This window comes from Companilactobacillus musae (assembly GCF_003967595.1).
Classification (GTDB): Bacteria; Bacillota; Bacilli; order Lactobacillales; family Lactobacillaceae; genus Companilactobacillus; species Companilactobacillus musae.
Window position 1 is genome coordinate 1 of record NZ_BIFW01000013.1, and the last position, 22,546, is coordinate 22,546.

17 protein-coding genes are annotated in these 22,546 nt (G+C 33.5%); 3 read left to right on the top strand and 14 right to left on the bottom strand.

Annotated features, from left to right (window positions below):
- Positions 1 to 300: 300 nt before the first annotated feature.
- Positions 301 to 1,845, bottom strand: coding sequence for an ABC-F family ATP-binding cassette domain-containing protein (locus tag LAB100_RS11110; RefSeq protein ID WP_119327518.1), 1,545 nt, complete (start codon positions 1,843 to 1,845; stop codon positions 301 to 303).
- Positions 1,846 to 1,907: 62 nt separating this feature from the next.
- Positions 1,908 to 3,065, bottom strand: a complete 1,158-nt coding sequence (locus LAB100_RS11115) for an LCP family glycopolymer transferase (RefSeq protein WP_119327517.1) — start codon at positions 3,063 to 3,065, stop codon at positions 1,908 to 1,910.
- Between the two features lie 276 nt (positions 3,066 to 3,341).
- On the opposite strand from LAB100_RS11115, the gene LAB100_RS11120 reads away from it, so the two are divergent.
- Positions 3,342 to 4,793, top strand: a complete 1,452-nt coding sequence (locus tag LAB100_RS11120; protein WP_119327516.1) for an amino acid permease — start codon at positions 3,342 to 3,344, stop codon at positions 4,791 to 4,793.
- A gap of 74 nt (positions 4,794 to 4,867) precedes the next feature.
- On the opposite strand, the gene LAB100_RS11125 is transcribed toward LAB100_RS11120, so the two are convergent.
- Both LAB100_RS11125 and LAB100_RS11130 read right to left on the bottom strand, forming a co-directional pair.
- Positions 4,868 to 7,573, bottom strand: a complete 2,706-nt coding sequence (locus tag LAB100_RS11125; protein ID WP_119327515.1) for a transglycosylase domain-containing protein — start codon at positions 7,571 to 7,573, stop codon at positions 4,868 to 4,870.
- Positions 7,574 to 7,582: 9 nt separating this feature from the next.
- The gene (locus LAB100_RS11130) at positions 7,583 to 8,878 is read right to left on the bottom strand and encodes a hypothetical protein (RefSeq protein ID WP_119327514.1); all 1,296 of its coding nucleotides are present in this window, start codon (positions 8,876 to 8,878) and stop codon (positions 7,583 to 7,585) included.
- A 73-nt stretch (positions 8,879 to 8,951) separates the two neighbouring features.
- On the opposite strand from LAB100_RS11130, the gene LAB100_RS11135 reads away from it, so the two are divergent.
- Positions 8,952 to 9,878 (top strand): hypothetical protein, encoded by a 927-nt coding sequence (locus LAB100_RS11135; protein ID WP_119327513.1) that lies wholly within the window; start codon positions 8,952 to 8,954, stop codon positions 9,876 to 9,878.
- 142 nt (positions 9,879 to 10,020) lie between these two features.
- On the opposite strand, the gene LAB100_RS11140 is transcribed toward LAB100_RS11135, so the two are convergent.
- From LAB100_RS11140 to LAB100_RS11180, 9 genes are all read right to left on the bottom strand, one after another.
- Positions 10,021 to 10,452, bottom strand: coding sequence for an Rrf2 family transcriptional regulator (locus LAB100_RS11140; RefSeq protein WP_119327512.1), 432 nt, complete (start codon positions 10,450 to 10,452; stop codon positions 10,021 to 10,023).
- Positions 10,453 to 10,516: 64 nt separating this feature from the next.
- Entirely contained in the window at positions 10,517 to 11,368 is an 852-nt protein-coding gene (locus tag LAB100_RS11145; RefSeq protein ID WP_119327511.1) for an NAD(P)H-binding protein, read from the bottom strand.
- A 238-nt stretch (positions 11,369 to 11,606) separates the two neighbouring features.
- Entirely contained in the window at positions 11,607 to 12,893 is a 1,287-nt protein-coding gene (locus LAB100_RS11150) for an adenylosuccinate synthase (protein WP_119327510.1), read from the bottom strand.
- Between the two features lie 22 nt (positions 12,894 to 12,915).
- Positions 12,916 to 14,301, bottom strand: a complete 1,386-nt coding sequence (gene dnaB, locus LAB100_RS11155) for a replicative DNA helicase (protein WP_119327509.1) — start codon at positions 14,299 to 14,301, stop codon at positions 12,916 to 12,918.
- Positions 14,302 to 14,308: 7 nt separating this feature from the next.
- A complete protein-coding gene (gene rplI, locus LAB100_RS11160; protein ID WP_119327508.1) occupies positions 14,309 to 14,764 on the bottom strand; it encodes a 50S ribosomal protein L9 in 456 nt (151 codons plus the stop codon).
- An 18-nt stretch (positions 14,765 to 14,782) separates the two neighbouring features.
- Positions 14,783 to 16,786, bottom strand: coding sequence for a DHH family phosphoesterase (locus tag LAB100_RS11165; protein ID WP_119327507.1), 2,004 nt, complete (start codon positions 16,784 to 16,786; stop codon positions 14,783 to 14,785).
- Between the two features lie 136 nt (positions 16,787 to 16,922).
- A complete protein-coding gene (locus tag LAB100_RS11170) occupies positions 16,923 to 17,459 on the bottom strand; it encodes a DUF3278 domain-containing protein (RefSeq protein WP_119327506.1) in 537 nt (178 codons plus the stop codon).
- Positions 17,460 to 17,494: 35 nt separating this feature from the next.
- Complete coding sequence (locus tag LAB100_RS11175) at positions 17,495 to 18,028, bottom strand: DUF3278 domain-containing protein (protein WP_162894273.1); 534 nt, start codon at positions 18,026 to 18,028, stop codon at positions 17,495 to 17,497.
- A complete protein-coding gene (locus tag LAB100_RS11180) occupies positions 18,015 to 18,218 on the bottom strand; it encodes a helix-turn-helix transcriptional regulator (protein WP_119327520.1) in 204 nt (67 codons plus the stop codon). The genes LAB100_RS11175 and LAB100_RS11180 overlap by 14 nt, the downstream gene beginning before the upstream one ends.
- A 261-nt stretch (positions 18,219 to 18,479) precedes the next feature.
- Here LAB100_RS11180 and LAB100_RS11815 point away from each other — a divergent pair, with 261 nt between their 5' ends.
- Positions 18,480 to 18,569: a hypothetical protein gene (locus LAB100_RS11815; protein WP_119327519.1), complete on the top strand. Its 90-nt coding sequence runs from the start codon at positions 18,480 to 18,482 to the stop codon at positions 18,567 to 18,569.
- Positions 18,570 to 19,198: 629 nt separating this feature from the next.
- Here LAB100_RS11815 and LAB100_RS11190 read toward each other — a convergent pair.
- Positions 19,199 to 22,489: a pectate lyase-like adhesive domain-containing protein gene (locus tag LAB100_RS11190; RefSeq protein WP_119327503.1), complete on the bottom strand. Its 3,291-nt coding sequence runs from the start codon at positions 22,487 to 22,489 to the stop codon at positions 19,199 to 19,201.
- Positions 22,490 to 22,546: the final 57 nt, after the last annotated feature.

Consider the following 22,546-nt stretch of genomic DNA (forward strand, 5'->3'; position numbering starts at 1 on the left):
AACAAATAAATGTTGGCCTACACAATTTAGTGTTAAAACTTTGTTCAGTTTTCAAAGGTCTACCAGCTGATTAAGCGGTTACGCTCATCAGCAAATTAATTATTGCCTCTTACGAGTCAACTTAATTATTATAACAAATTCAAAGCGTTTTGCCAAGAACTTATTTAAAATAATTATTTCAACGGATTAGCAAATCTCTTGCTAATCCGTTGAAGCAGTTGACTTGTCGCGACAACAAAGAATATCTTACCGTTTATGGCAAACCAATGCAAGTACTTTTTCATATTTTTTTGAAAACAATCAATTTTCTTTGATCTTTTCAATATCTAGAACCTTATCGATCCAGTCACTACTATAGAAATCTTCCTCATGGGTAACTAAGATCATTGATCCATCATAGTTTCTGAGCCCTTTACGCAAAGCGGCTTTACTTTCGTCATCCAAATGGTTAGTAGGCTCATCCATGAATAGAAAATTAGTATTATCAAACATCAAATCGGCAATCTTAACCTTAGTTTGTTCACCACCAGAAAGAGAACGCATTGAAGACATGATCTGTTGATTAGTTAATCCAGTTCTAGCTAATACACGTCGAACTTCTTTACCATCCCTATCCGGATGCTCATCGCTAATATACTGGAATGGTGTCTCCATATTATTCTTCCAAACCAAATCCTGTTTGAAGTAACCTATCTTAACTGTCTCCGAAAAATCATAATTTCCATCGATTGGCTTAAGAATTCCCAATAGTGTTTTGATCAAAGTAGACTTACCAATACCATTGAATCCCTTAATAACCATTTTTTCTCCACTAACAATAGAGAAATTTAGTGCTTTATCAAACAGAGCTTCACCGTCATAACCTACCTTTAGGTCATTAACTTCAAGCATCATTCTTGAACTTGGTACTTCAACATAGGGGAAGCCAAAGCTTGCGGCAGTTTTACTCCCTGGAGGAGTTAGGACATCCATATGAGCCAATTGTTTCTCTCTACTCTTAGCACTCTTAGAACGAGAACCCGCCTTAAACTTTCTAATGTAAGCTTTAGTCTTCGAAATTTGTTCCTGTTGTTTAACGTATGCCTTCATATATGTTTCTTGATTAGCAGCCTTTTGCTTAAGTGCCTGTTTGAGAGAACCTGTATACTTAGTAATCTTTCCAAACTCAAAATCAGCCACACAATTAATAATACGGTCTAAAAAACCATAATCATGGGAAATAACAATAAAAGCACCTTCAAAGTTATTCAAATAGTCGGCCAACCAATCAATGTGGTTAGTATCCAAATAATTAGTAGGTTCATCTAAGAGAATCATATCTGGCTTTTCCAAAAGAATTTTAGCCAAAATAATCTTCGATCTTTGACCACCACTAAGTTTGGAAACGTCATGGTCATATCCAATCGCATCTAGTCCTAAACCAGTAGCAACTTGTTGGATCTTAGTATCCAATTCATAGAAATCATTGGCATCTAAGATTTCTTGAAGTTTTCCAGCCTTTTCAAGGTCTTCATCAGATGGATTATTCATGTAAATCTCGTTTAACTTATCACTTGTTTCATATAATTTTGTAAATGCTGTTTGGAGGTACTCGTAAATTGACATCCCTGGGGCTAATTTAGCTTGCTGATCCAAATAACCGATGGTTAAATGTTTCTTCCAACTGATTTTTCCTTCATCAGGTTCGATTTGACCAGTCAAAATTTTGATGAAGGTAGACTTACCGACACCATTTTGACCAATTATCCCCAAATGATCTTCCTTATTAACTTGTAAATTGGCAGAATCGTACAATTTCTTATCCAAAAACTGCTGACTCAAGTCATGTACTTCTAAAACACTCATATTTATCTCCTTTTATATATAAGAAAAGACTGAAACTATTGTCTCAGTCTTTATTCAAATTCTTATTCAGACGTTTGATTTCTTGTAAAGATTGTATAGTTTTGGTTTTGGTTCTCACTGTCAAATGAGAAACCTCTATCTTCATTCAATGTATTTAATCTTGTTTCTTCATTGTCTAATTCTTCTTCTGATAATCCTAGTTGCTTTCTAAGCTTATTAGATGCTCGTTTTAATTCCTTAGTTGGAATAACTTCATATGACGAACCATCGATCATAGAACCATATCCTTGAACATGATCTGACCCAATACTCTTAGCTGCACCACGATAATTAAAGAACATAGACTGCATATCGTTGAAACTCAAATTAGTTGTCATTGAACTAGAAATACTATCCAATACTTTTTGATAATGCGTAAAGGTATTAGCACTGGCAGCACTCTTAATAATAGCAGTGATAACCTGACGTTGTCTCTTTTGACGTCCGTAATCTCCCTCAGGGTCTTCATAACGCATTCTCGAGTAATCAAGTGCTTGCTTACCATTTAAATGCATTTTCCCTTTCTTGAAGTGAGATTCTTTTTCTCCAGTATCTCCATAAGAGAAACTAAATGGAACATCAACGTCAACACCACCAACGGCATTAACAATTTGTTTCAATGAATTGAAATCAACTTTAACATAATAATCGATCGGTATGTTCAAAAGTTTCTCGGTCGTAGCGACTGCACTTTCTTCATTACCAATGTTATACGCTGAGTTAATCTTTTGAATCTTGCGAGTATTATTAGTACTACTCTTCCAAATCTGAGCCATTGAATCTCTTGGCACAGACATCATTGTTGTTTTATTGGTCTTAGGGTTGACCGTTACAACGATCATCGTATCCGAATTACCTCGATAATTTCTTGTACTATCTCTGATTCCATTGTCAGTTGTATCAACCCCCAACAAAAGAATCGAAACAGGTCTTTTATCACTGATCCTAGTTGAAACAGTTTTTCCATCTAATGCTTTGTAAGTTTTTCCTAACGAATTTTGTGCTTGAGCGTACAGTCTAAATCCATAAGAACCCATGACAAAAACCATGACTAAAAATACTAAACCGATAATTTTAAGAAATGGACGTTTAATCTTACCATTGTTATTAGATGCTAGAGCGCTGTTGCGAGATCTTTGCCGACGCTCTCTAGACATATTGTTTCTATTATCATTATCCATAAATAAACTCCGATTGATTTGCTATCTACAATAAAAAATAAATTCTCTATATATTATAGTAGATAGAATGCAATTATACAGCTTAATTCAATTGATTAAAAATTTTCTTTTTAATCGCTGCATTCCTAAATTATAATTTTTTGATACAATCTGTCAATTTTATTAAAAAAAATTTACTAAAATATAATGTCAAACATATCCCCAAATCTATCTCATTATTTAGAAGTTTTAATTGTATATTTCATGTATAATCTCCTTCGTAGGAGGATTTGAATAATGTCAGATGCAAATAATGCAAAGACGTTTAGATGGTGGAATATTGCCCTTTTGGGTTTTACTACCGTTTGGGGTCTTAACAATGTTATCAACAACTTTGCCAATCAAGGTTTAGCCGTTGTAACATCTTGGATTTTAATTATGGTCCTATATTTTGTTCCATACACTTTAATGGTGGGACAATTAGGATCAGCGTTTCAAGAAGCTGGTGGGGGTGTTAGTTCTTGGGTCAAAGCACTTTCCAATAACAAACTAGCTTATTTTGCTGCCTGGACTTACTGGGTAGTTCACGTTCCTTATTTAGCTCAAAAGCCACAAATCATTATGGTCAGCTTGAGCTGGTTGTTCAAGGGAAATGGTTCATTCATTAAAACAGCTTCACCATTGCTTGTTCAGGGAGCTAGTTTAGTTATCTTCTTGATCTTCGTTTGGTTAGCTAGTAAAGGTACGACAATTCTGAATAACTTGGGTAGTATTGCTGGTATTGCAATGTTTACTATGTCAATGTTATTCATCATTTTAGGTGTCAGTGCTCCTTTTATCACTCATGTCCAAATTGCTACTCCAAACATGACTGATATTCATACATACATACCAAAATTCGACTTCCAATACTTTACGACAATCTCAATGTTAGTTTTCGCCGTTGGTGGTTCTGAAAAGATCTCTCCATACGTTAACAAAACTAAGAATGCCTCAAAAGAATTCCCACTAGGTATGATCATTTTAGCTGTGATGGTTGCTGTTTCTGCAATTTTAGGTTCATTCGCCATCGGTATGATTGTTAATTCAAATCATATCCCAGCTGACTTAATGGCTAACGGTGCTTATCAAGCCTTCCAATTTTTAGGCAACAGTTTCCACGTTGGTAACTTATTTGTTTGGGCTTTCGCCATTACTAATACAATTGCTTCGGCTGCTGCTTTGGCAATTTCAATTGATGCACCTTTACGTATGCTTCTAGGTGATGCTGATAAGAAATACATCCCTAAGGCACTTTTGAAAAAGAACAAACGCGGTATTGCTATCAATGGCTACAAGATGACAGCTATTCTTGTTTCAATTCTTATCATTGTTCCAGCCCTTGGTATCAATGGTATGAATGATCTTTATAATTGGTTGTTGAACCTTAACTCAATCGTTATGCCAATGCGTTACCTCTGGGTATTCTTAGCATACATGATGTTAACTAGACAACTAGATAAGTACAAATCAGACTATATGTTTGTTAAAAATAGATATGTTGGTTTCGGATTTGGACTTTGGGCTTTCGTATTGACAGCCTTTGCATGTATCTTAGGTATGGTTCCTAAGATGAATATGGCACAAGACCCATCATCATGGTGGTTCCAATTAGCTCTTAATATCATTACACCAATTGCTTTGATTGTTCTTGGCTTGATTTTACCTGCTATTGCTAAACGTACTAATAAAGATATTGAAGAAATTTAAATTATTTTCTCTGCACAGATAATAATTTAATATAGCTAAAAAAACGACCAGCAAATAATTTTGCCGGTCGTTTTTTAATTGTCATCACTTGAACTAGATGTTGAGCTACTTGAAGAAGTAGATGAACTACTACTTGTTGAAGCATTGCCATTTGCATCGATTTTCACATCAGGCACATTTCCACCGTAACTTCTGATCTCATTCATAATATCAACCAATTTTTGTTTCTGATCTTCTTTGTCAGAATCATTGTTCTTATAAGCACTCTTAACTTTTTGAAGTTGTGAATTATATTGAGGCATTAATTTATCAACCATTGCCTGACGTTTTTGTTCACGCTGTGTTTCAATGGATTCTTTTTCCTCTTCGTACTTAGCAACCTTCTTATTGTCTTTGGCTGCTTGGAACATTGCTTGACTCATATTAAGATCTTTCTGAAGTCCTAAAATCTGTTTATTGAAATCAATTTTGGCGCTTTGACGTTTAACATTGGCATTTAGATAACGAATCTTCTGCAATTCACTCAATTTCTTATTATATTGAGATTCTTTAGTAATTGGCGATTCATTATACTTATCAATTGCCTTTTGGACTTTATTTTCTCGACTAAACTCTTCTTTCTTAGTCAAATGATAAATAATTCGATAGTCCAGATTATAAAGTCGATTAGTATTCTTATTCTCTTGATCAGTATTGTACTTAGAAAAATCAGTATCAATAATATCTTGAATACTTGGTTTCTCGTTACTTGTATTAACTGACAAATCACTACCACTAACAGTAACTGTCTTTGGTTTTTTGAAATCTTTATCTTTTTGTTTCATTTCATCAACCAGATACTCACCTTCAGCCTTAAAAGCCTGCATCGTCAAAGCATCTTCACTGCTAGTTAAAGAAGAAGGTTTATCATTTCCGGTCCAATTAGCAATTGTAAAATCAGGCGTCATCCCTACGAAATAGGAATCAATCGTATTATCAGTCGTACCAGTCTTACCAGCTGTATATTTATAATTATCCAAAGCAGCGGCTTTACCCAAACCATCACTAATCACGGACTGCATTGTATTTATCATCATATAACTGGCATTTTTAGTATAAACATTCTTTTCCATATGAGTATTCTGATAAATATAACGGTCATTACCACTATCATAAATACTAGAAAGATTACTTGGATGAACAAACTTTCCACCACGAGAAAATGAACTATAAGCTGACGCCATTTCGGTAGTTGTTACACCATTAGTAAACGAACCAATTGCCAAACGAGGGTCGGTCTTTTGATTAGGATCTAATCCTGCAAATTCCATTTTGACCATATCATCATAATAAGTATGTTTAGTATCAGAAGCAGCTAACTTATAAGCAATAGTATTAATAGAATTTTCCAAAGCATGTCTTAAAGTATTACTTCCAGTATAGCCACTGTACCAGTTATGAACGACTGGATTACCAACCGCCGAATCAATCACTGTACTTTGGGGCAAATAACCTCTTTCAAAGGCTGGAGCATATGCCAAAATTGGCTTAGCCGTTGATCCAGGCTGACGATAAACCGTTACCGCACGATTAACTTGGTCACCATCTGTTGTTCGACCACCAACTATCGCTATAACGTCACCCGTTTTGTTATCTACGACAGTACTTGAAACTTGAGGAGTAAGTTTTCCATTAGTAGCCCTACCGGTATAAGCTTGATATGTTTTATTAACTAAACTTTCAATCTTATTTTGGACATCCATATCAATTGTTGTATGGATTTTATAACCACCATCCATTAACTCACCATGAGCTCGGTTATATGCCTCATTATATCTTTTGCCATAAGCATCTTTTTCAGCTCTATCCTTAAAATCATATTGCATTGTAAAACCAGAAGACTTCATTAACTCTTCAGTTGCATTGAATACAGCATAACTTAAAGCATAATTATTTGAAACATCGTTATCATACTTACGTTGATTAATTTTCAATCCTAAAGGACGCTTTCGAGCTTCCTTATAAGTCTTCTTAGAAATTAATCCACGTTGGTTAAAGATATATAAAATCATGTTACGGCGTTTTAATGCTCGTTCTGGATACACGACTGGATCGTAATAAACGGGGTTATTAGGAAGTCCTACTAGAAGAGCTAGTTTATCAATTGATAAATCTTTTTGATTCTGTGAAAAATAATAATCTGATGCCGCACTGAATCCATATGAACCATTGCCCATATAAACATCATTGATATAAAATTCCAATATTTGTTTCTTAGTAAATTTCTTTTCTAACTGCTGGGCTATAACCATTTCTTTAAGCTTACGATTCAAATTCTGTGACTGATCTTGCAGAATAACATTCTTAACCAATTGTTGAGTTAACGTTGATCCACCTTCAGTTCTACGATGCAAAACTGTCGAAACGGTCGATCTCAAAATACCATACAGATCAACTCCATGATGAATATAAAAACGTTGATCTTCAACATCCACCAATCCTTTACTAATATCGGGATTAATATCATTGATAGAAGTATAGTTTGAACTAGATTGAGCCAATTTCTTTAGCACTTTACCGTTACGATCATATATAACGGTTGAATTTTTGGGATGAAAATCCGATTTCTTCAAACCTTCACTGTATGAATAACCATCAGCAATCGTATTTTTAATCTCGTAACCATACTTCCACCAAAAAGCTCCAATTGCCAAAACGAATAATAAAACAATTGTCAAAAGGACCCATGGCCACTTTTTTCTTTTTTTAATTAATCTGTGTTCCATTTTTTTCTTACGCATAATTAGCCCCTAATTAACATAGAATGTTATTCCAGAAGAGATTTGTGACATCAAATTAGACAAGTCTGATGAACTAATTTGCATACCATTGTTATAACTAGAACCTCCAGCATAGATAAATCCAATTGTTGAACCACTGCCAAAGTATATTGAACTTGTCAAAGCCGAGTTATTTTTAAACCAGAATACCGGAGTAGCTGAATTAAAATCAGCTGTAGTATTATCTGGATTAGATACATTCATTGCACTCAATGAACTGTCACTGGCATTAGATATATACTGACCAAAATTACTATTACTACTATCAGTAATAATTGCATCTGAACTGCCAGCACTAACCAACTTCTTAACTGTATATTTACCAGAACCTACTTGTGAACTAATGACGTTACTATAACCGTCTTCAGCGACATACTTGCCACTAACCCTGGTCATTAAAGCTAAGGTATTTTTACTTGAATTATAGTAAAGGACATTTTTAGAAGTAATACCTGCTTGATTCAAGCTATCAGAAGCACCACTAGTTGAATTCATACTATTAACAATATCAACATTTGCTGGAGTATATTTTTCCGTTAACGGCGAATTCTTCAAAACTTCTAATTCTTTCTTAATTGCCTCTACTCGTGAACTTTCACCTTGATGGTTAGCAAAGTAATCGTCCATTTTAGTGACCGCTTCACTCCATCTATTCTTAACTGTTTTATTTTTAATCAATTTATAATAGGTGTTGACCATCGAAATCTTCTTAAAACTTAAACTGGAATTTTTATCATTATAACCTTCCCAAGTTTTACTTAGATATTTATCAGCATCTTGAGTTTGTTCGTACCAAATTTGGATCGTATCTAATTTATTACGCTGTTTTTGATAAACATCCTGATTTTTTTCCTTTAATAGAGTTTTATCAAGATCATTGATTTTTTCACTAGTAACATCATCACGATAATTATTCTTACCTTCGTAAAGAGAATTGACTTCCTTGGTACGATCTTTACGTGCTTGAATATAATTTTCCAACTCATGATATTTCTGAATATTGCTTTTTGTAATCACATATCCATCACTAACATCAATCACTCGACCAATAAAATCCAGTGAACGGTAATTCAGATCTGTCTTTAGAACTTCTAATTCTTTATCTTGATATTGGCTAGATATTTTTGAAGTTACCACTGCATTAACAACACCACGCGAGAGCATAATGAAAAAAATGATGGCAGTAATAACACCAACTACGCCAGCACTCAACATCAAATAATGTTCTGATTTGGTCCTACTCTTTAAATCTTTCTTATCTTTCATTATTTTCCCCAAATATCTAGTTCATCTTGTTATTATATATAGTAAATTATCCTGCAAATAAAGGGTGGAAATTTTGAAAAAATTAAACAAAAAATATATTAAATGGATCGTTATTCTACTCTTATTCATAATAATCGTATCCTCGTATGCCCTTAACTTAGGAAAAATCAAAGATAAAACAATTAACGGCATTGCTCAGATCACTATTCCTTTTTCTTTGATCGTTAATCCTAAAAACATTGATGAAGATATCGCCCCTAAAGCTATCAGTTTAAATGAAGGCGACATGACCAAAGCCAAGCAAGATGCCATTAACTTAGTCAGTACAATCAATGATGACTATGATAATACGAAAGAACTATCATTTCTATCCAATGAACAAGAGAAATCTTTATTGAAAAAGGTTCACAATAAGCCACACCGTTACATCGCTAAAATGACTCTATTAAATTTTGGTAAGGATATTAATGGTAAATATATTACTATCAGTTGTAATCGTTACGATGACACTAAAACTATTGTCAGTTATCGTTACCGCCTCTATTACAAGGGCGATTCCATTAAATCTGCCAAATATCTCAACACTAAATCTAATAAATATCCACCAAAATTCGTTCTCAATGACATTGCCATGGGAAAGGCTGGTATTGATCAAGCCAAACCTTTTATGCAACGTCTAAAGACAGCTATTATCAATTCCAACTTGACCGCCACAAATGCTAACGAACCTGGTAATTTTAATCAAATTTCTATTAACTTAGGTTTAAATCCAGATAAAAGCAATATTGGTCTGTTCACTTTAGCTAAAAATTCTAACTCACGTGTCAGCAATTCTAGCATCGTTGGTTATCAAATTTCCGATGTCCCCAGATACACTCGGATCTATATAAAACAATTAAGCAAAGATAATAGTTATTACTATACACTTACCTTTAATCGTAACAGCAGTCGTTTCGTTAATTTTCAAAGAGGCATTATTTCAACAGACGATAATAATTAATATTTTGTTGATGGTTTCATCTTAAATATAAAAAAGAACAGTGACCATTGAAGAGTATTCGAGGTATGTAAAATCTACCTGAATCTCTTAATAGACACTGCTTTTTTTATTGGTAAATTTAGAATCAAAAAATGAATTATCCTTAATTTTTATTCTGATTCTTTACTAAAATATCATCGATAATATATTGCAAGGTCACTTTTGACATGCTTTCTTCAGCATCATTTTGAATCTGCTGATAAATTCCTGTCAGAGTGTCCTGAATGTTGCCACCTACAATACACTTCGGATTGGTTTTTTCATCAATATGTAAAAGGTTTTGATTATCTTCAATTGCTCGATAAACATCTAATAAAGTAATCTCATCGGCGGGTCTTCCCAACTTAGGAGCTACCACACCCGGTTGACTAGTTAATAATCCTGCCCTTTTTAAACGAGACATCATTCTTCTTACTAAACTAGGATTGGATTCGATACTACCTGCTATTGCCGCACTAGACAAATCACCATTTCTATAAATATCCACATAGGCTAATATATGAACACCATCGCTTAATTTACTGGAAAACTTCATAATTAAGCCACCTCCTAGTCAAATATACTTTAATATCATAAAGCATCACTAGATCAGATACCAACTATTTTTCATCAACAACATCTTGAATAGCTTGAGAAATAGGTGTTAATTCTCTTCCCAACACATCTACTAAATCGGTTGTTTCTTCTGCTAATGTACCACTACTGATCAAATCCTGAATTGAGATAATTACATCAATAGTACCTTCATCAACACCGGCATTTTTTAAATCGTTCTTATATTCTTCATCACTTAAGGATGAAATTTCAAATTTACTATCAATAGCAGCTGCTAAATCCTGATAGGTTCTACTTGTTCCAGCAAATTCATAAACATCCTTTGTATCATTAGCTGCCAAGACTTTAGCAGCAGCTTCCGAGTATTCACTTTCCAAAGCCCAGCCAACTTTACCATCACCGGCAGAATAAACAAATTTGTCTCCTTTAACTGCACTTTTAAGAGTTGCTGCTTCATTTTCAAGATACCAATTATTACGAAGAAATGAATGTTTCAAACCAGCGTCAATAATGAATTTTTCTGTTGCTGTATGATCTGCTGCTAAAGGAACCGTTGCCTTATCAGCATGAGGAAAACTAGTATAGGCAATGTAACCTACCCCAGCATTCTTGGCAGCTGTAACTACATTTTCGTGTTGAGTTAAACGGGCTCCAGGAGCACCAGGTACTGACGAAATAAGAAGCAATCTATCAACACCTTTTAATGATTCTGTTAATTGTTCAACATCTGAATAATCACCATCACGTACCTCTACACCAGCAGGAACCATTTTTTCTGCTTTAGTAGTATTTCTTGCTAAAGCCACCACATCATTTGCTGAAACTAATTTAACCAATTCTTTGATTGCATTTTGTCCAAAATGTCCTGTCGCACCAGTTACTGCATATTTTGTCATAATTTATATCCTTCTTTCTTTAGTGTTACTTTATTATTAACTTGTTATATTTATAATAACACCATATTTTTTATAAGCAATTATTTTGTTTTAAAAAAACACCAAATATAAATTATTTATTCTAACGATGAAACAATCATCATATTTTTTTCCAAACAAAAAAGCCGGCCATCTTAATGATGAAACCGACTTATCCTACAAGGAATAGTAATCAACCAATCCTCATATATTTATCTAATTAATTTTTCCAAACATCATTTACTTCAATTGTTTGTTCTCTATCAGGACCAACTGAAACTGTAGCATATTCAACACCCAATTGATTTTTGATGAAGTCAAGATAATCTCTAGCTTGTTGTGGTAACTCATCCAAACTCTTGGCTTGAGTCATATCTTCTGTCCAGCCTTCAAAGGTCTTATAAACAGGCTTACATTTGGCCAAAACATTTAGGTTAGCTGGGTATTCATCAATAATCTTGCCATTAAGATCATAACCTGTGCAGACCTTAATTTCTTTTAGACCTGTTAAAACGTCTAAGCAGTTAAGTGATAGATGAGTAACACCAGAAACGTTACATGAGTGCTTTAGGACAACTAGGTCTAGCCAACCAACACGACGTGGACGATGAGTAACTGTTCCATATTCATGACCTGCTTCACGCAAGAAATCACCAGTATCATTTAGTTGTTCAGTTGGGAATGGACCCGCACCAACACGTGATGTATAAGCCTTAACTACGCCAATGACATTATCGATCAATGGAGCACCAACACCGGCACCAGTAGTTACGCCACCAGCTGGATTTGAAGAGGTTACATAAGGATAAGTACCATGGTCAATATCAAGCATGATCCCTTGTGCACCTTCAAATAGAACATTTTTACCATTCTTTAATTCTTTATTCAAATATGCAGATGTGTCAATGACACGATTCTTTAGGTCTTGACCAATTTGATAATACTTTTCAAAGATATCATCAAATTTCATTGGTTCAACACCATAAATCTTTGTAAATAGTTCATTCTTTTGCTTAAGATTTTCAGTCAATAATTCTTTGAACAATTCTTTATCAAGAATATCAGCCATTCTAATACCAACACGTGAAGCTTTGTCAGTATAAGCAGGTCCAATACCACGATTAGTTGTTCCAACTTTAGAATCGCCCTTAGCGGCTTCTTGAAGTTTATCTAATTGAATGTGGTAAGGAAGAATCAACTGTGCGCGGTTAGAAATCTTCAAGTTAGTTGTATCAACACCTTGCTCGTGAAGACGTCCCAATTCTTCTTGAAGTGACTCTAGGTTCAAAACGACACCATTTCCAATAACGCTCGTCTTATCTGAATACAAAATACCTGATGGAACAGATCTTAACTTGTAAACGTGATTATCGATATTTAAAGTGTGACCGGCATTATCTCCACCTTGGTAACGTGCAATAATGTTAGCTTCACCACTGAAATAATCGGTAATCTTACCTTTACCTTCATCGCCCCATTGGGTACCTACTACAACAACTGTTGTCATATCTCTTCTACACCTACACTATTTAATTTTCTGGAATATTCGCTATCGATGAAAACTTATTATAAGATTTCACGAACAATAACTTGGCCGTTCCACGAGGACCTGAACGGTTCTTACTGATAATTACTTCAACTTCACCTACATCAGGGTCTTCTGGTTCCTCTTGTGGTTCATTATTATTGTCACCATCGCCATCCTCATCACGATAATAATCATCACGATAAAGGAAAGCAACGATATCAGCATCCTGTTCAATTGAACCAGATTCACGGATATCTGACAACATTGGTCTTTTATCCTGACGAGCTTCAACACCACGGGAAAGCTGTGATAATGCGATTATTGGTACATGTAATTCTTTTGCTAATTTTTTCAAATTACGAGAGATAACAGAAACTTCCTGTTGTCTATTTTCTTGACCAGTACCTTCAATCAACTGCAAATAATCAATAATAACCAAATCAAGTTGACCACTTTCTTTAAGAAGTCGACGACACTTTGATCTAATCTCAGCCATCTTGATACCAGGAGTATCGTCAATATACACATTGGTACGTGACAAACTTCCCATTGCTACAACCAGACTGTTCCATTGATTCTCGTCCAATTTTCCGGTTCTCAGAGCGTTAGCATCAATACTACCTTCAGAACATAGCATACGGTTAACTAAAGACTCAGCACCCATTTCTAGAGAAAATATCGCTACCGTTGCATTCGACTTAGTCGCAGCATTTTGCGCTAAATTCAAAGCAAAGGCAGTTTTACCAACACCCGGACGGGCAGCCAAAATAACTAATTCATCCTTATGCAAACCAGTAGTCATGGCATCAAGATCCTTATAGCCAGTTGAAAGACCAGTAACATCGCTATCTTGATCATAAAGCTTATCAATTTCCTCAAAAGAAGATTTTACGACATCAGAAATTCTTCTAAAACCTTTATGATTTCGATTTTCTGAAACATCCATAATTTCTTTTTCAGACTGATCGATGATACTGTCAACATCTTCATCACCCTCAAAACTTCGTTGAACAATCCCTGTTGCCGCATTGATCAAGCGTCTTAAAGTTGATTTATTCTTGACGATCTTAGCGTAGTAAGTTGTATTAGCAGCAGTTGGAACTGCACTAGCCAACTCAGCCAAATAACTTACTCCACCAATATCTTCAATCTGATTTAAACGATCAAGTTCATTTTGAACCGTCACAACATCGACGGGTTCTTCTTCATCATTCAAATTCATCATAGCTTGGAATACTAATTGATTAGCATGTTGATAAAAATCATCTGCTTCAACATATTCCATTGCTTCAATTAAAGCATCTTGACTAAGAAATACCGCTCCTAATACGGCTTGCTCAGCATCCTTATCATTGGGCGGTATTCTTGAAGTTATATCATTATTCATTTATATCCTACTTCTTTTCAGCAACGTGAACTCTAATTGTGGCCTCTACACCTTCAAACAACTTAACAGGAACATTGATGTATCCAAGTGACTTAACGCCATCAGCAAGTGTCATCTTATGTTTATCAGCCTTGATACCATATTGCTTATTGAGTTCTTCAGCAATCTTCTTAGTTGTAACAGAACCAAAGAGACGACCATCAGTACCAGCTTTGGCAGAAATTTCAACGACTGTCTTATCGTCTTCGATCTTAGTCTTCAAAACTTTAGCTTCAGCCTTTTCAGCCTCATAGTCTTTAGCCTCACGGTTTTGTTCAGCTTGTAACTTAGCTACATTAGCCTTAGTTGCTTCAATAGCTTTCTTATTTTTAATTAGGAAATTTTGGGCATAACCGTCAGCAACATTCTTTAATTCGCCCTTCTTACCCTTACCTCTAACATCTTCTAGGAAAATAACTTTCATAATTTAATGATCCTCCTCTTAGTTCTTTTTATTCGAAGCCGTTAAAACATCAACCAATTGATTCTTAACTTCCTCTACCGTTGAATCAGGAATTTGAGTTGCGGCGTCAGACAAGTGTCCACCACCACCAAGTTTTTCCATAATAACTTGAACGTTAACATTACCCAAACTACGTGCCGAAATACCGACTCGACCATCTGGACGTTTGCTAATAACAAATGATGCTTCAACATTATCTAATGATAACAATGTATCAGCCGCTTGAGCAACGATAACTGGATCGTATGTTTTATCCTCTTCGCCAAAACATACAGCCATATTACCATTAACCATCGTAATCGTTTCAATCAAATGACTCTTTTGAATAAATGAATCTATATTCTCTTTCAAGACATTCTGAATAACAGTCTCGTCTGCACCAACTGAACGTAAGTAACTTGCAGCATCAAATGTTCTCGTACCTGTTCTAAGTGAGAAGGATTTAGTATCGACAGTAATACCTGCTAACAAAGCAGTAGCCTCAATCTTTTCAATAGCCTTCTTATTCTTAGGTTGATACTCAAGCATTTCTGTAATCAACTCACTAGTTGATGAAGCATATGGTTCAATATAGATCAACATTGGATTCTCAGGGAATTCTTCGCCACGTCTATGGTGATCAATGACAACGACTTTATTATTATCGCCATTAAACAAATCTGGATTAATTGAAATGCTTTGTTTAGAATGATCAACCATTACAATCAAAGTCTTAGGTGTTTTAATTTCAATTGATTCAGCTGGAGAAATAATATCTTTCTTAATATCTGGATCTTCATCAATCATACCCAACAGACGACTGACATCTGAGTGAAGGGTATTAGGATTAATAACGATTTTGCATGGTGTATTATTCATCATCGAAATTCTTCTAATACCTAGGGATGAACCTAAAACATCCATATCAGGATGTGAATGTCCCATAACAATGACTTGATCACTATCTTTCAATAGCTCTTGTAATGCTTCACTGATCATTCTAGCCCGGACTCTAGTTCTCTTTTCCATAGGGTCAGTATTGCCACCATAGAAACGAGCTTTCTCGCCAATTTCTTTAACGACAACTTGATCTCCACCACGTCCTAGAGCCAAATTAAGATTCTTTTGAGCCTCATCGTTTAATTTATGCAAATCATCGACTCCGTACGAGAATCCCATACTCAAAGTCAAAGGTACATTTTGTTGTGAAGTATATTCACGAATGACATCCAAGATCTTGAAGCCATTTTTCTCCATATCAAAAATTCGACCTGTGTAGGCAGTAATAAAGAAATGATCATCATCAATTCTCTTCAAAAACATTTGTTGCTCTGATGCCCAATTTGATAATTCATTCGTAATATAATTGTCCAAATTAGAAATATCACGATCACTCATTGATTGAGTGATTTCAGCATAATTATCTAAGTATACTTGCCCAATAACTGAACGATTGTCTTCATAACGTTTTTCAATTTTAGAATAGCGCGTTATATCCATCAAGTAGATAACTTTTAATTCAGTTTGAACTTGAACTAAATAATACTTGTCATCTATCTGAATCGTCTTATTTCCAGCATGTTCTTCATCATCAATCAAACTGGATAATTCAGATGATATATCTCCGATACTCATGCCGTTAGATGGATTAAATCCTGTTTCTTCAACAAAATAAGGGTTTACCCATTGAATCTGCTTATCAGCATCATATAACAATATTCCCAATGGATACTCTACAAAACTATTGTCTGTTCCCCGATCAATTCGATATTGTAAATTGTTAGTATATTTACCTGCTTTTTCACCTAATAATAGGAATAAGTAAACAAATAAAACTAATGAAATGATAACTAATATGGCTTGAATATAACCAGCTACAGAGCCGTGAACCAAACCAACTATTAGTATCGACAATAACATAACAATCAAAGAGACCGCCGTAAGTTGAGTCGAATGATCAACTCGCGAAAGGAAGAATTTCAGATTAGCCTTTATCTTTTTCATATTAGTCCCCTCTTAGATATACCTCTTAATTTTATCACAGCCGGCTTGTTCTTTCTTCATATATATATTTAATTGAAAGCGAACACAAAAACACCAACAAGTTTCACTAAATCAGTGAACCATTGGTGTCTATCAATCAAATATCATCTTTAACTACATGTACTCTCTTACGTTCATATAAATACATTCCGATGCTAAAAATCAATGTAAATATTAGTGCAGAAATAATTTGTTTTAAGTTAAATAAATTTTCAAAGAATCTATTTAATCCAAAATTAACCATCGTGTCCACTATCCAATAGGCAAGAAATAATAACGGTGCCAGTTTAACCCAAGAATGTTTGATTTCCTTAGTAACTTGTTTTTTCTCCTCAGAACTGATTTCTCTTCTAAGTAATTTTTTCTTGGCTAAGGGGATGTAAATAAAACCATATGTAATTATGAAAGTCATCAGTATTTGAATAAACATTGTAATATATAGAATATTTTCATAACTTATTACATTTGAGTTTGTTAAGTAAACCATTGATCCAAAGGCAAAAAATAATTCAAACATAAAAAATACAAATACTGTCCGTATTGCAAGCTTTCCCAGTTCACTTTTAGTTCTTTCATCAACTACTGCTGTTGATCCTAAAAACCATTTGATTACTAATTTATCTAATTTACTCATGCTTTCTCCCCCAAAACTTAGGTATACTTTAACTTTTATTTCATTTCCTTAGCTATCCGTATTTCTCCCTTTTCAAAGGAATACATAATTAAACTAAAAAGAATTGTCCAGATCACCGCTCCAGTCATTTTTTGAAGAGTGAACATTTGCTTAAATAAATTATTCTTTGAAAAATCAAAAACAGTACTAATAGATAAGAATATTAAAAATGAAATAGGAGCAGACCTTACATACTTCTTTTTAAGTAAGGAGATAATATTTTCTCTTTCTTTTTGATTCGTCACTTCAAAAGGGATTGAATTTTTTCGATTAAAGTTCAACATCAAGAAGCCTAAAAAGATCACTACAATTCCGATAAATTGAATGAATAATGTCAGATAAAAATAGGATTCAAAATCAGTGATCAATCCGCTATTAGCAAAAAAATAAGTTAATCCGACGTAAAATAGTTCAAAAATAAATAAAATAAATACGGTCTTAGTAGATATACGTCCGATTTCTTTTTTTACATATTCATCAACAGTATCCTGTACACCGAAAAACCATTTCAGAACCTTATTCTTCTTCATCTTCATCTCTCCAAAATAATGTATTCAAATCAGTATCTAACACCCAAGCCAATTTTAAGCACAAATCTAAAGATGGATTATACTTGCCGTTTTCAATTAAATTAATCGTCTGGCGTGCAACTCCAATTTCTTCCGCTAAAGCCATTTGCGATAATTTCTTTGCACGGCGATATTCACGAACCCGATTCATTAATTCACCTGTTTTCTCAAAAGTCATATATATTTGACATTCTTAATATAAAATATATATGACTTTGTGTCAACTATATATGATATTTTTAGTAACCGTTATCATTTTATTCATAAAAAATAAAGGGTCTAAACTTTATCGTGTTGGTAGATTAATTCTATTGACATGATTTTTTTATACCAATCAAAAAAAGGACATCTATAATATCCTTTATAACCGCGATTTTTGCCACCAAACGAAAATCAAAAAATATAAAAAGGAATCAATCGAAAAATCAAGGCATTAAAACGTGGTTGTTTTGGATTTAAAAATCAGATGCATTTCTTTATTCGCATTCAACTAAGGGCATAAAAAAAGAACCATACCAATTAAGGCACGATTCTTAGTAAAAGGTCTTACCAACATGATTTGACTTAGACCCTATTTTTATTTCAATATTATATTTAGCCATAGAAAAAAACCTTGGTTGGATTTCTCCAACTCAAGGGGTTCATTTCAATTGCTTATTCTAAGTAATCCGTTTCTTCATTTATATATTTACTGAAAATAGGTAATAATTCTTACAAACTAGTGGGATATTGGTGTTAACTGATTCCAACATTACAAACACCTTTTGATAGTGAAGTTATTAAAAGTGTTATGCATAATAACGCAAAAATAAACTATTGTAAAATGGACATTATTCTTATTAAAAAGGCCAAGTGGGCAACCATTCTTACCCAACTTGACCTACAATATTATATTTTTAATTAAACGTTCCTGAAAAATATAAAAAAATAACTCCTATTGCCAATAAAATTATGGCAATAATATATTGAAAAATCATACTAGTATCTTTAAATACAAAAAACCTAGTTTTTCTCAGTGTTCTTGATATTATCAAAAAAATCATTGAAATAACAACAAATATCAAGCCTAAAATCTTCATAATTCAATCTCCTTAAAGGACATAGCCACTCAAATTATCAAATTCGATTAGTTTATAAACTATCTGTTGAAGTCCAGGTTAAAGTAGTTGTATATTTACCGGCCGGTTGATTATTTAAATTCATTTTCATCATGATTTTTTGATTATCATTCCAATAAATACTTTGGGGATTACTACTATTTATAATTTGATATGGACTTTGACTCAAATCAAATATTGAATCTCCATTTTTATAAACTAATTTATTTTCAAATTTATAGTTAGAATTATCTTCATTTACAAAATAATCATCTTGTTGACTAACATACATTTTAATATTATTTTTTTCTCTTCTATTATCTGTAATCTTGAGAGCTAGATTATTGGGTTCTACACTCTTTCCAGATACCCAGCCTCTCTTATACGAAGTAACATTACCAAAGGTTATATCCTCCGGCACAAAATTAAAACTATCTCCTGAAGAGTAGGAAATATTATCTTCCTTCCCTTTAGCTGGTACATAAGAATAATAATTATCACTATCTGAATCTAAAGTACCATCCAAAATATATGGAGAAAAGCTTATATTATTACCACCGTATTTTCCATCTTTATTTTGCAAAGTTCCTTTTATAGAAATATTCATACTACTATTAGCACTTAGTGATATGTTATTTAAGCAAATGTTCTTATAGTTTTCTGTCTTACTACCATCGGCACTTAAATAATTAGTATCCGTAACTTTATACTTATCAGATGTAAGGGGAACAAATGTATTACCATCATCGTATGATATTTGTAAAGAATCTGTATCCATTGAACTAGGTACTGGTTGAATATATGTGAAATTATTTATCGGAACATCAGGTGAATTATTTTTCAATAAATTATTAAACTGTAAAATATCTCCATCCTCTATAGAGGATCCTTGGTACACATATTTTAAATTGTTTCCATCTATATTAGAGTTCGCATAAGTTAAATCTTTCATATTGTTATCAATGCTCAAGTTAGGTCTATTATTTAACCCCACCTGTTTCACATTACTATTACCACCATTATATGAAGCAATCACATCTAATAACTTATAACTAGATCCAATCTTATCCCAAACAGAATCAGGAACATTAAAGCTAAAATTACCATCTTTATCAGTTATCGCAACGTAAGGATAATTTTCGTAAACGGTTGATATATTATTAAATGCCGTGCTTAGTGCACCATTAGCATTTAGGTAGTTGTTAAACTGATTATATTGACTTGAGCTACTAGTAGCAGTTGTAAAGTCACTAGTCTTTATAGTTTTATTAGAAAAGCTTGTTCCATTACCTGTCCCCGCGGTAGGTATATCTGTTTTAGATGCACTTGTTAAAATAGTTTTAGAGTTAATTATATTAGCAATATCATCATCCGAAAGATTAGATAATGAATTTATTGGGGATATGTATTTATCCTTATTATTTTTATCATCATCCAAATATATCCTGACATATGCACCAACAAGTACATTGCCATCGTCATCTTTCACACTACCAGTAAGTTTAGGATCAGTCTTATCTGTGTAACGTTTCGTCATAGAAATAGTAGGATTAGGTGACTTAGTAAATTGTAATTTATTAAATTCTCTAGTGTAGTTTTTTCCACTATCTGTTGCATTTAAGAGCTGTTGATTTATATTATACAAGTCCTTATACCTACCAAACGTCCTAATTTTTTGATAGGAAAAATACTGTCCAATAACATTAGCGAGAAACATCTTATGCAATGGAATATCACTAAACGATATTGCTTGTTTTCCATCATAAGAATATCCATTAGCCGAAGCTATTATATCTTGTGCATTAATATATTGATCATTATTCATAAACAGTATTTTACTATTAGGACTACCTCCATTATCCAGTAGAAAGCTCTTCGGTCTAGTTATATTAAAGTTAGCATAAGGCATATACATCAAATATCCACCAACTAATGGATCAGTTTTTACCTCAAATCCGCCATTCTCATTGACATTTATATTACTATTATTACCAATATAAACTACGCCATAAGTTGGATTGTATACACCAGGATTACTTACATTCACAGAAAAGTTCGAAGAATTTGATATGTCTTGAGTCATGCCTACTATAAAGGCAGCCGGATTATTCCCATAAACTGAACCAACCACATTTATATTAAAGTTACTATTTTTTCCGTTCATTTGTATTTTAGAGTTTACCTGAGAATAGAGAGCTGGAGAAATATAGTCTGGGTTATTGGGTTGTACAGTAATGGTATTATTACCTATACTTGGAGCTACCAAATATTTATTATCACAATCAATATTAATCTGAGAATCATCTGACAAATTTATAATTGCATTTGCATTTATCAAATATATCCCATATCCTGATCCTCCTCGCGGACTATCTTCAGCACTAATGCCATGAGGATGCAATTCCATAGTAGCTCCCTCATCCAAAGTCAAATTACCAGCTAGTTCTAAGACATTACCATTATAAGTTTCGCCGTAATACTTAGCTCCTGCATGTAATTCTAGGTCACCTGTCTGCATATTTTGCTGATTACCAGCCGCATCACACAATAACGTAACTCCTGTAGGGTTCTTTTTAGTATAAGTACTATAAGAATATAATGAATGAACACTTACATTTCCATAAATATTCACTTTAATATTGGGTAGTGTACTACTCCAAATTAATTGTGAACCATAATACGAAATATTACTATAATTTATATTTATATTACTTATATTAGTTCTTATGGGTCCCCAATATGAAGATGAAGTCACTGTCATGTTTTCTAAGGTCCATGTCTGATTTTGATTGTTTTCAATAGAAATAGAATTGTTATTCATATCCAATCTGTGCCCTTGTCCGTCAATAACCAGAACTTCATGTTTAACATATTCAGGCGTGTAGTGAGCAGCAAGAGCTAAACTATTATATTCAGAATAAGTGGAATCTGCAAAATTAATATCATTATCTAGGACTATCTTCTGCACATGTGAACCTGAATTACTAGAGGTTCTATAAGTTGCGGTACTCCTACCATCGTCACTATTATAAACAGCATCTAAAAATTCATTAGCAGTACTAACATGTACTGTATTGCTATCATTTATTGAAGAGGGATCACTAAGATTTTCAGATGATAAGGGCAGCGGCGTACTCAAAAGAGATTTTAAATTCAATGAACCACTGGAATTAGATTTATTTCGTGTCTTATTAGAATTTGAGAAAATTTGTTGTTCAGAAGTAATATCATTTTTTGCAGCCAATACTTCGTTTTCGCCTATAAAAGATAAGCTAAAAACAAAAAGTAACATAAGAATAACTGGCTGAATAGTTTTTTTTAACATTTTTATCTCCTCTTAAAATCAAGCCTTCTAATTACGTTATCTCCTATTAAATGACAT

Excerpts from the sequence above, each read along its gene's own strand:
- LAB100_RS11110 (WP_119327518.1), bottom strand. The coding sequence starts at position 1,845 with ATGAGTGTTTTAGAAGTACATGACTTGAGTCAGCAGTTTTTGGATAAG.
- LAB100_RS11115 (WP_119327517.1), bottom strand. The coding sequence starts at position 3,065 with ATGGATAATGATAATAGAAACAATATGTCTAGAGAGCGTCGGCAAAGA.
- LAB100_RS11120 (WP_119327516.1), top strand. The coding sequence starts at position 3,342 with ATGTCAGATGCAAATAATGCAAAGACGTTTAGATGGTGGAATATTGCC.
- LAB100_RS11125 (WP_119327515.1), bottom strand. The coding sequence starts at position 7,573 with ATGCGTAAGAAAAAAATGGAACACAGATTAATTAAAAAAAGAAAAAAG.
- LAB100_RS11130 (WP_119327514.1), bottom strand. The coding sequence starts at position 8,878 with ATGAAAGATAAGAAAGATTTAAAGAGTAGGACCAAATCAGAACATTAT.
- LAB100_RS11140 (WP_119327512.1), bottom strand. The coding sequence starts at position 10,452 with ATGAAGTTTTCCAGTAAATTAAGCGATGGTGTTCATATATTAGCCTAT.
- LAB100_RS11145 (WP_119327511.1), bottom strand. The coding sequence starts at position 11,368 with ATGACAAAATATGCAGTAACTGGTGCGACAGGACATTTTGGACAAAAT.
- LAB100_RS11150 (WP_119327510.1), bottom strand. The coding sequence starts at position 12,893 with ATGACAACAGTTGTTGTAGTAGGTACCCAATGGGGCGATGAAGGTAAA.
- dnaB (WP_119327509.1), bottom strand. The coding sequence starts at position 14,301 with ATGAATAATGATATAACTTCAAGAATACCGCCCAATGATAAGGATGCT.
- rplI (WP_119327508.1), bottom strand. The coding sequence starts at position 14,764 with ATGAAAGTTATTTTCCTAGAAGATGTTAGAGGTAAGGGTAAGAAGGGC.
- LAB100_RS11165 (WP_119327507.1), bottom strand. The coding sequence starts at position 16,786 with ATGAAAAAGATAAAGGCTAATCTGAAATTCTTCCTTTCGCGAGTTGAT.
- LAB100_RS11170 (WP_119327506.1), bottom strand. The coding sequence starts at position 17,459 with ATGAGTAAATTAGATAAATTAGTAATCAAATGGTTTTTAGGATCAACA.
- LAB100_RS11175 (WP_162894273.1), bottom strand. The coding sequence starts at position 18,028 with ATGAAGAAGAATAAGGTTCTGAAATGGTTTTTCGGTGTACAGGATACT.
- LAB100_RS11180 (WP_119327520.1), bottom strand. The coding sequence starts at position 18,218 with ATGAATCGGGTTCGTGAATATCGCCGTGCAAAGAAATTATCGCAAATG.
- LAB100_RS11190 (WP_119327503.1), bottom strand. The coding sequence starts at position 22,489 with ATGTTAAAAAAAACTATTCAGCCAGTTATTCTTATGTTACTTTTTGTT.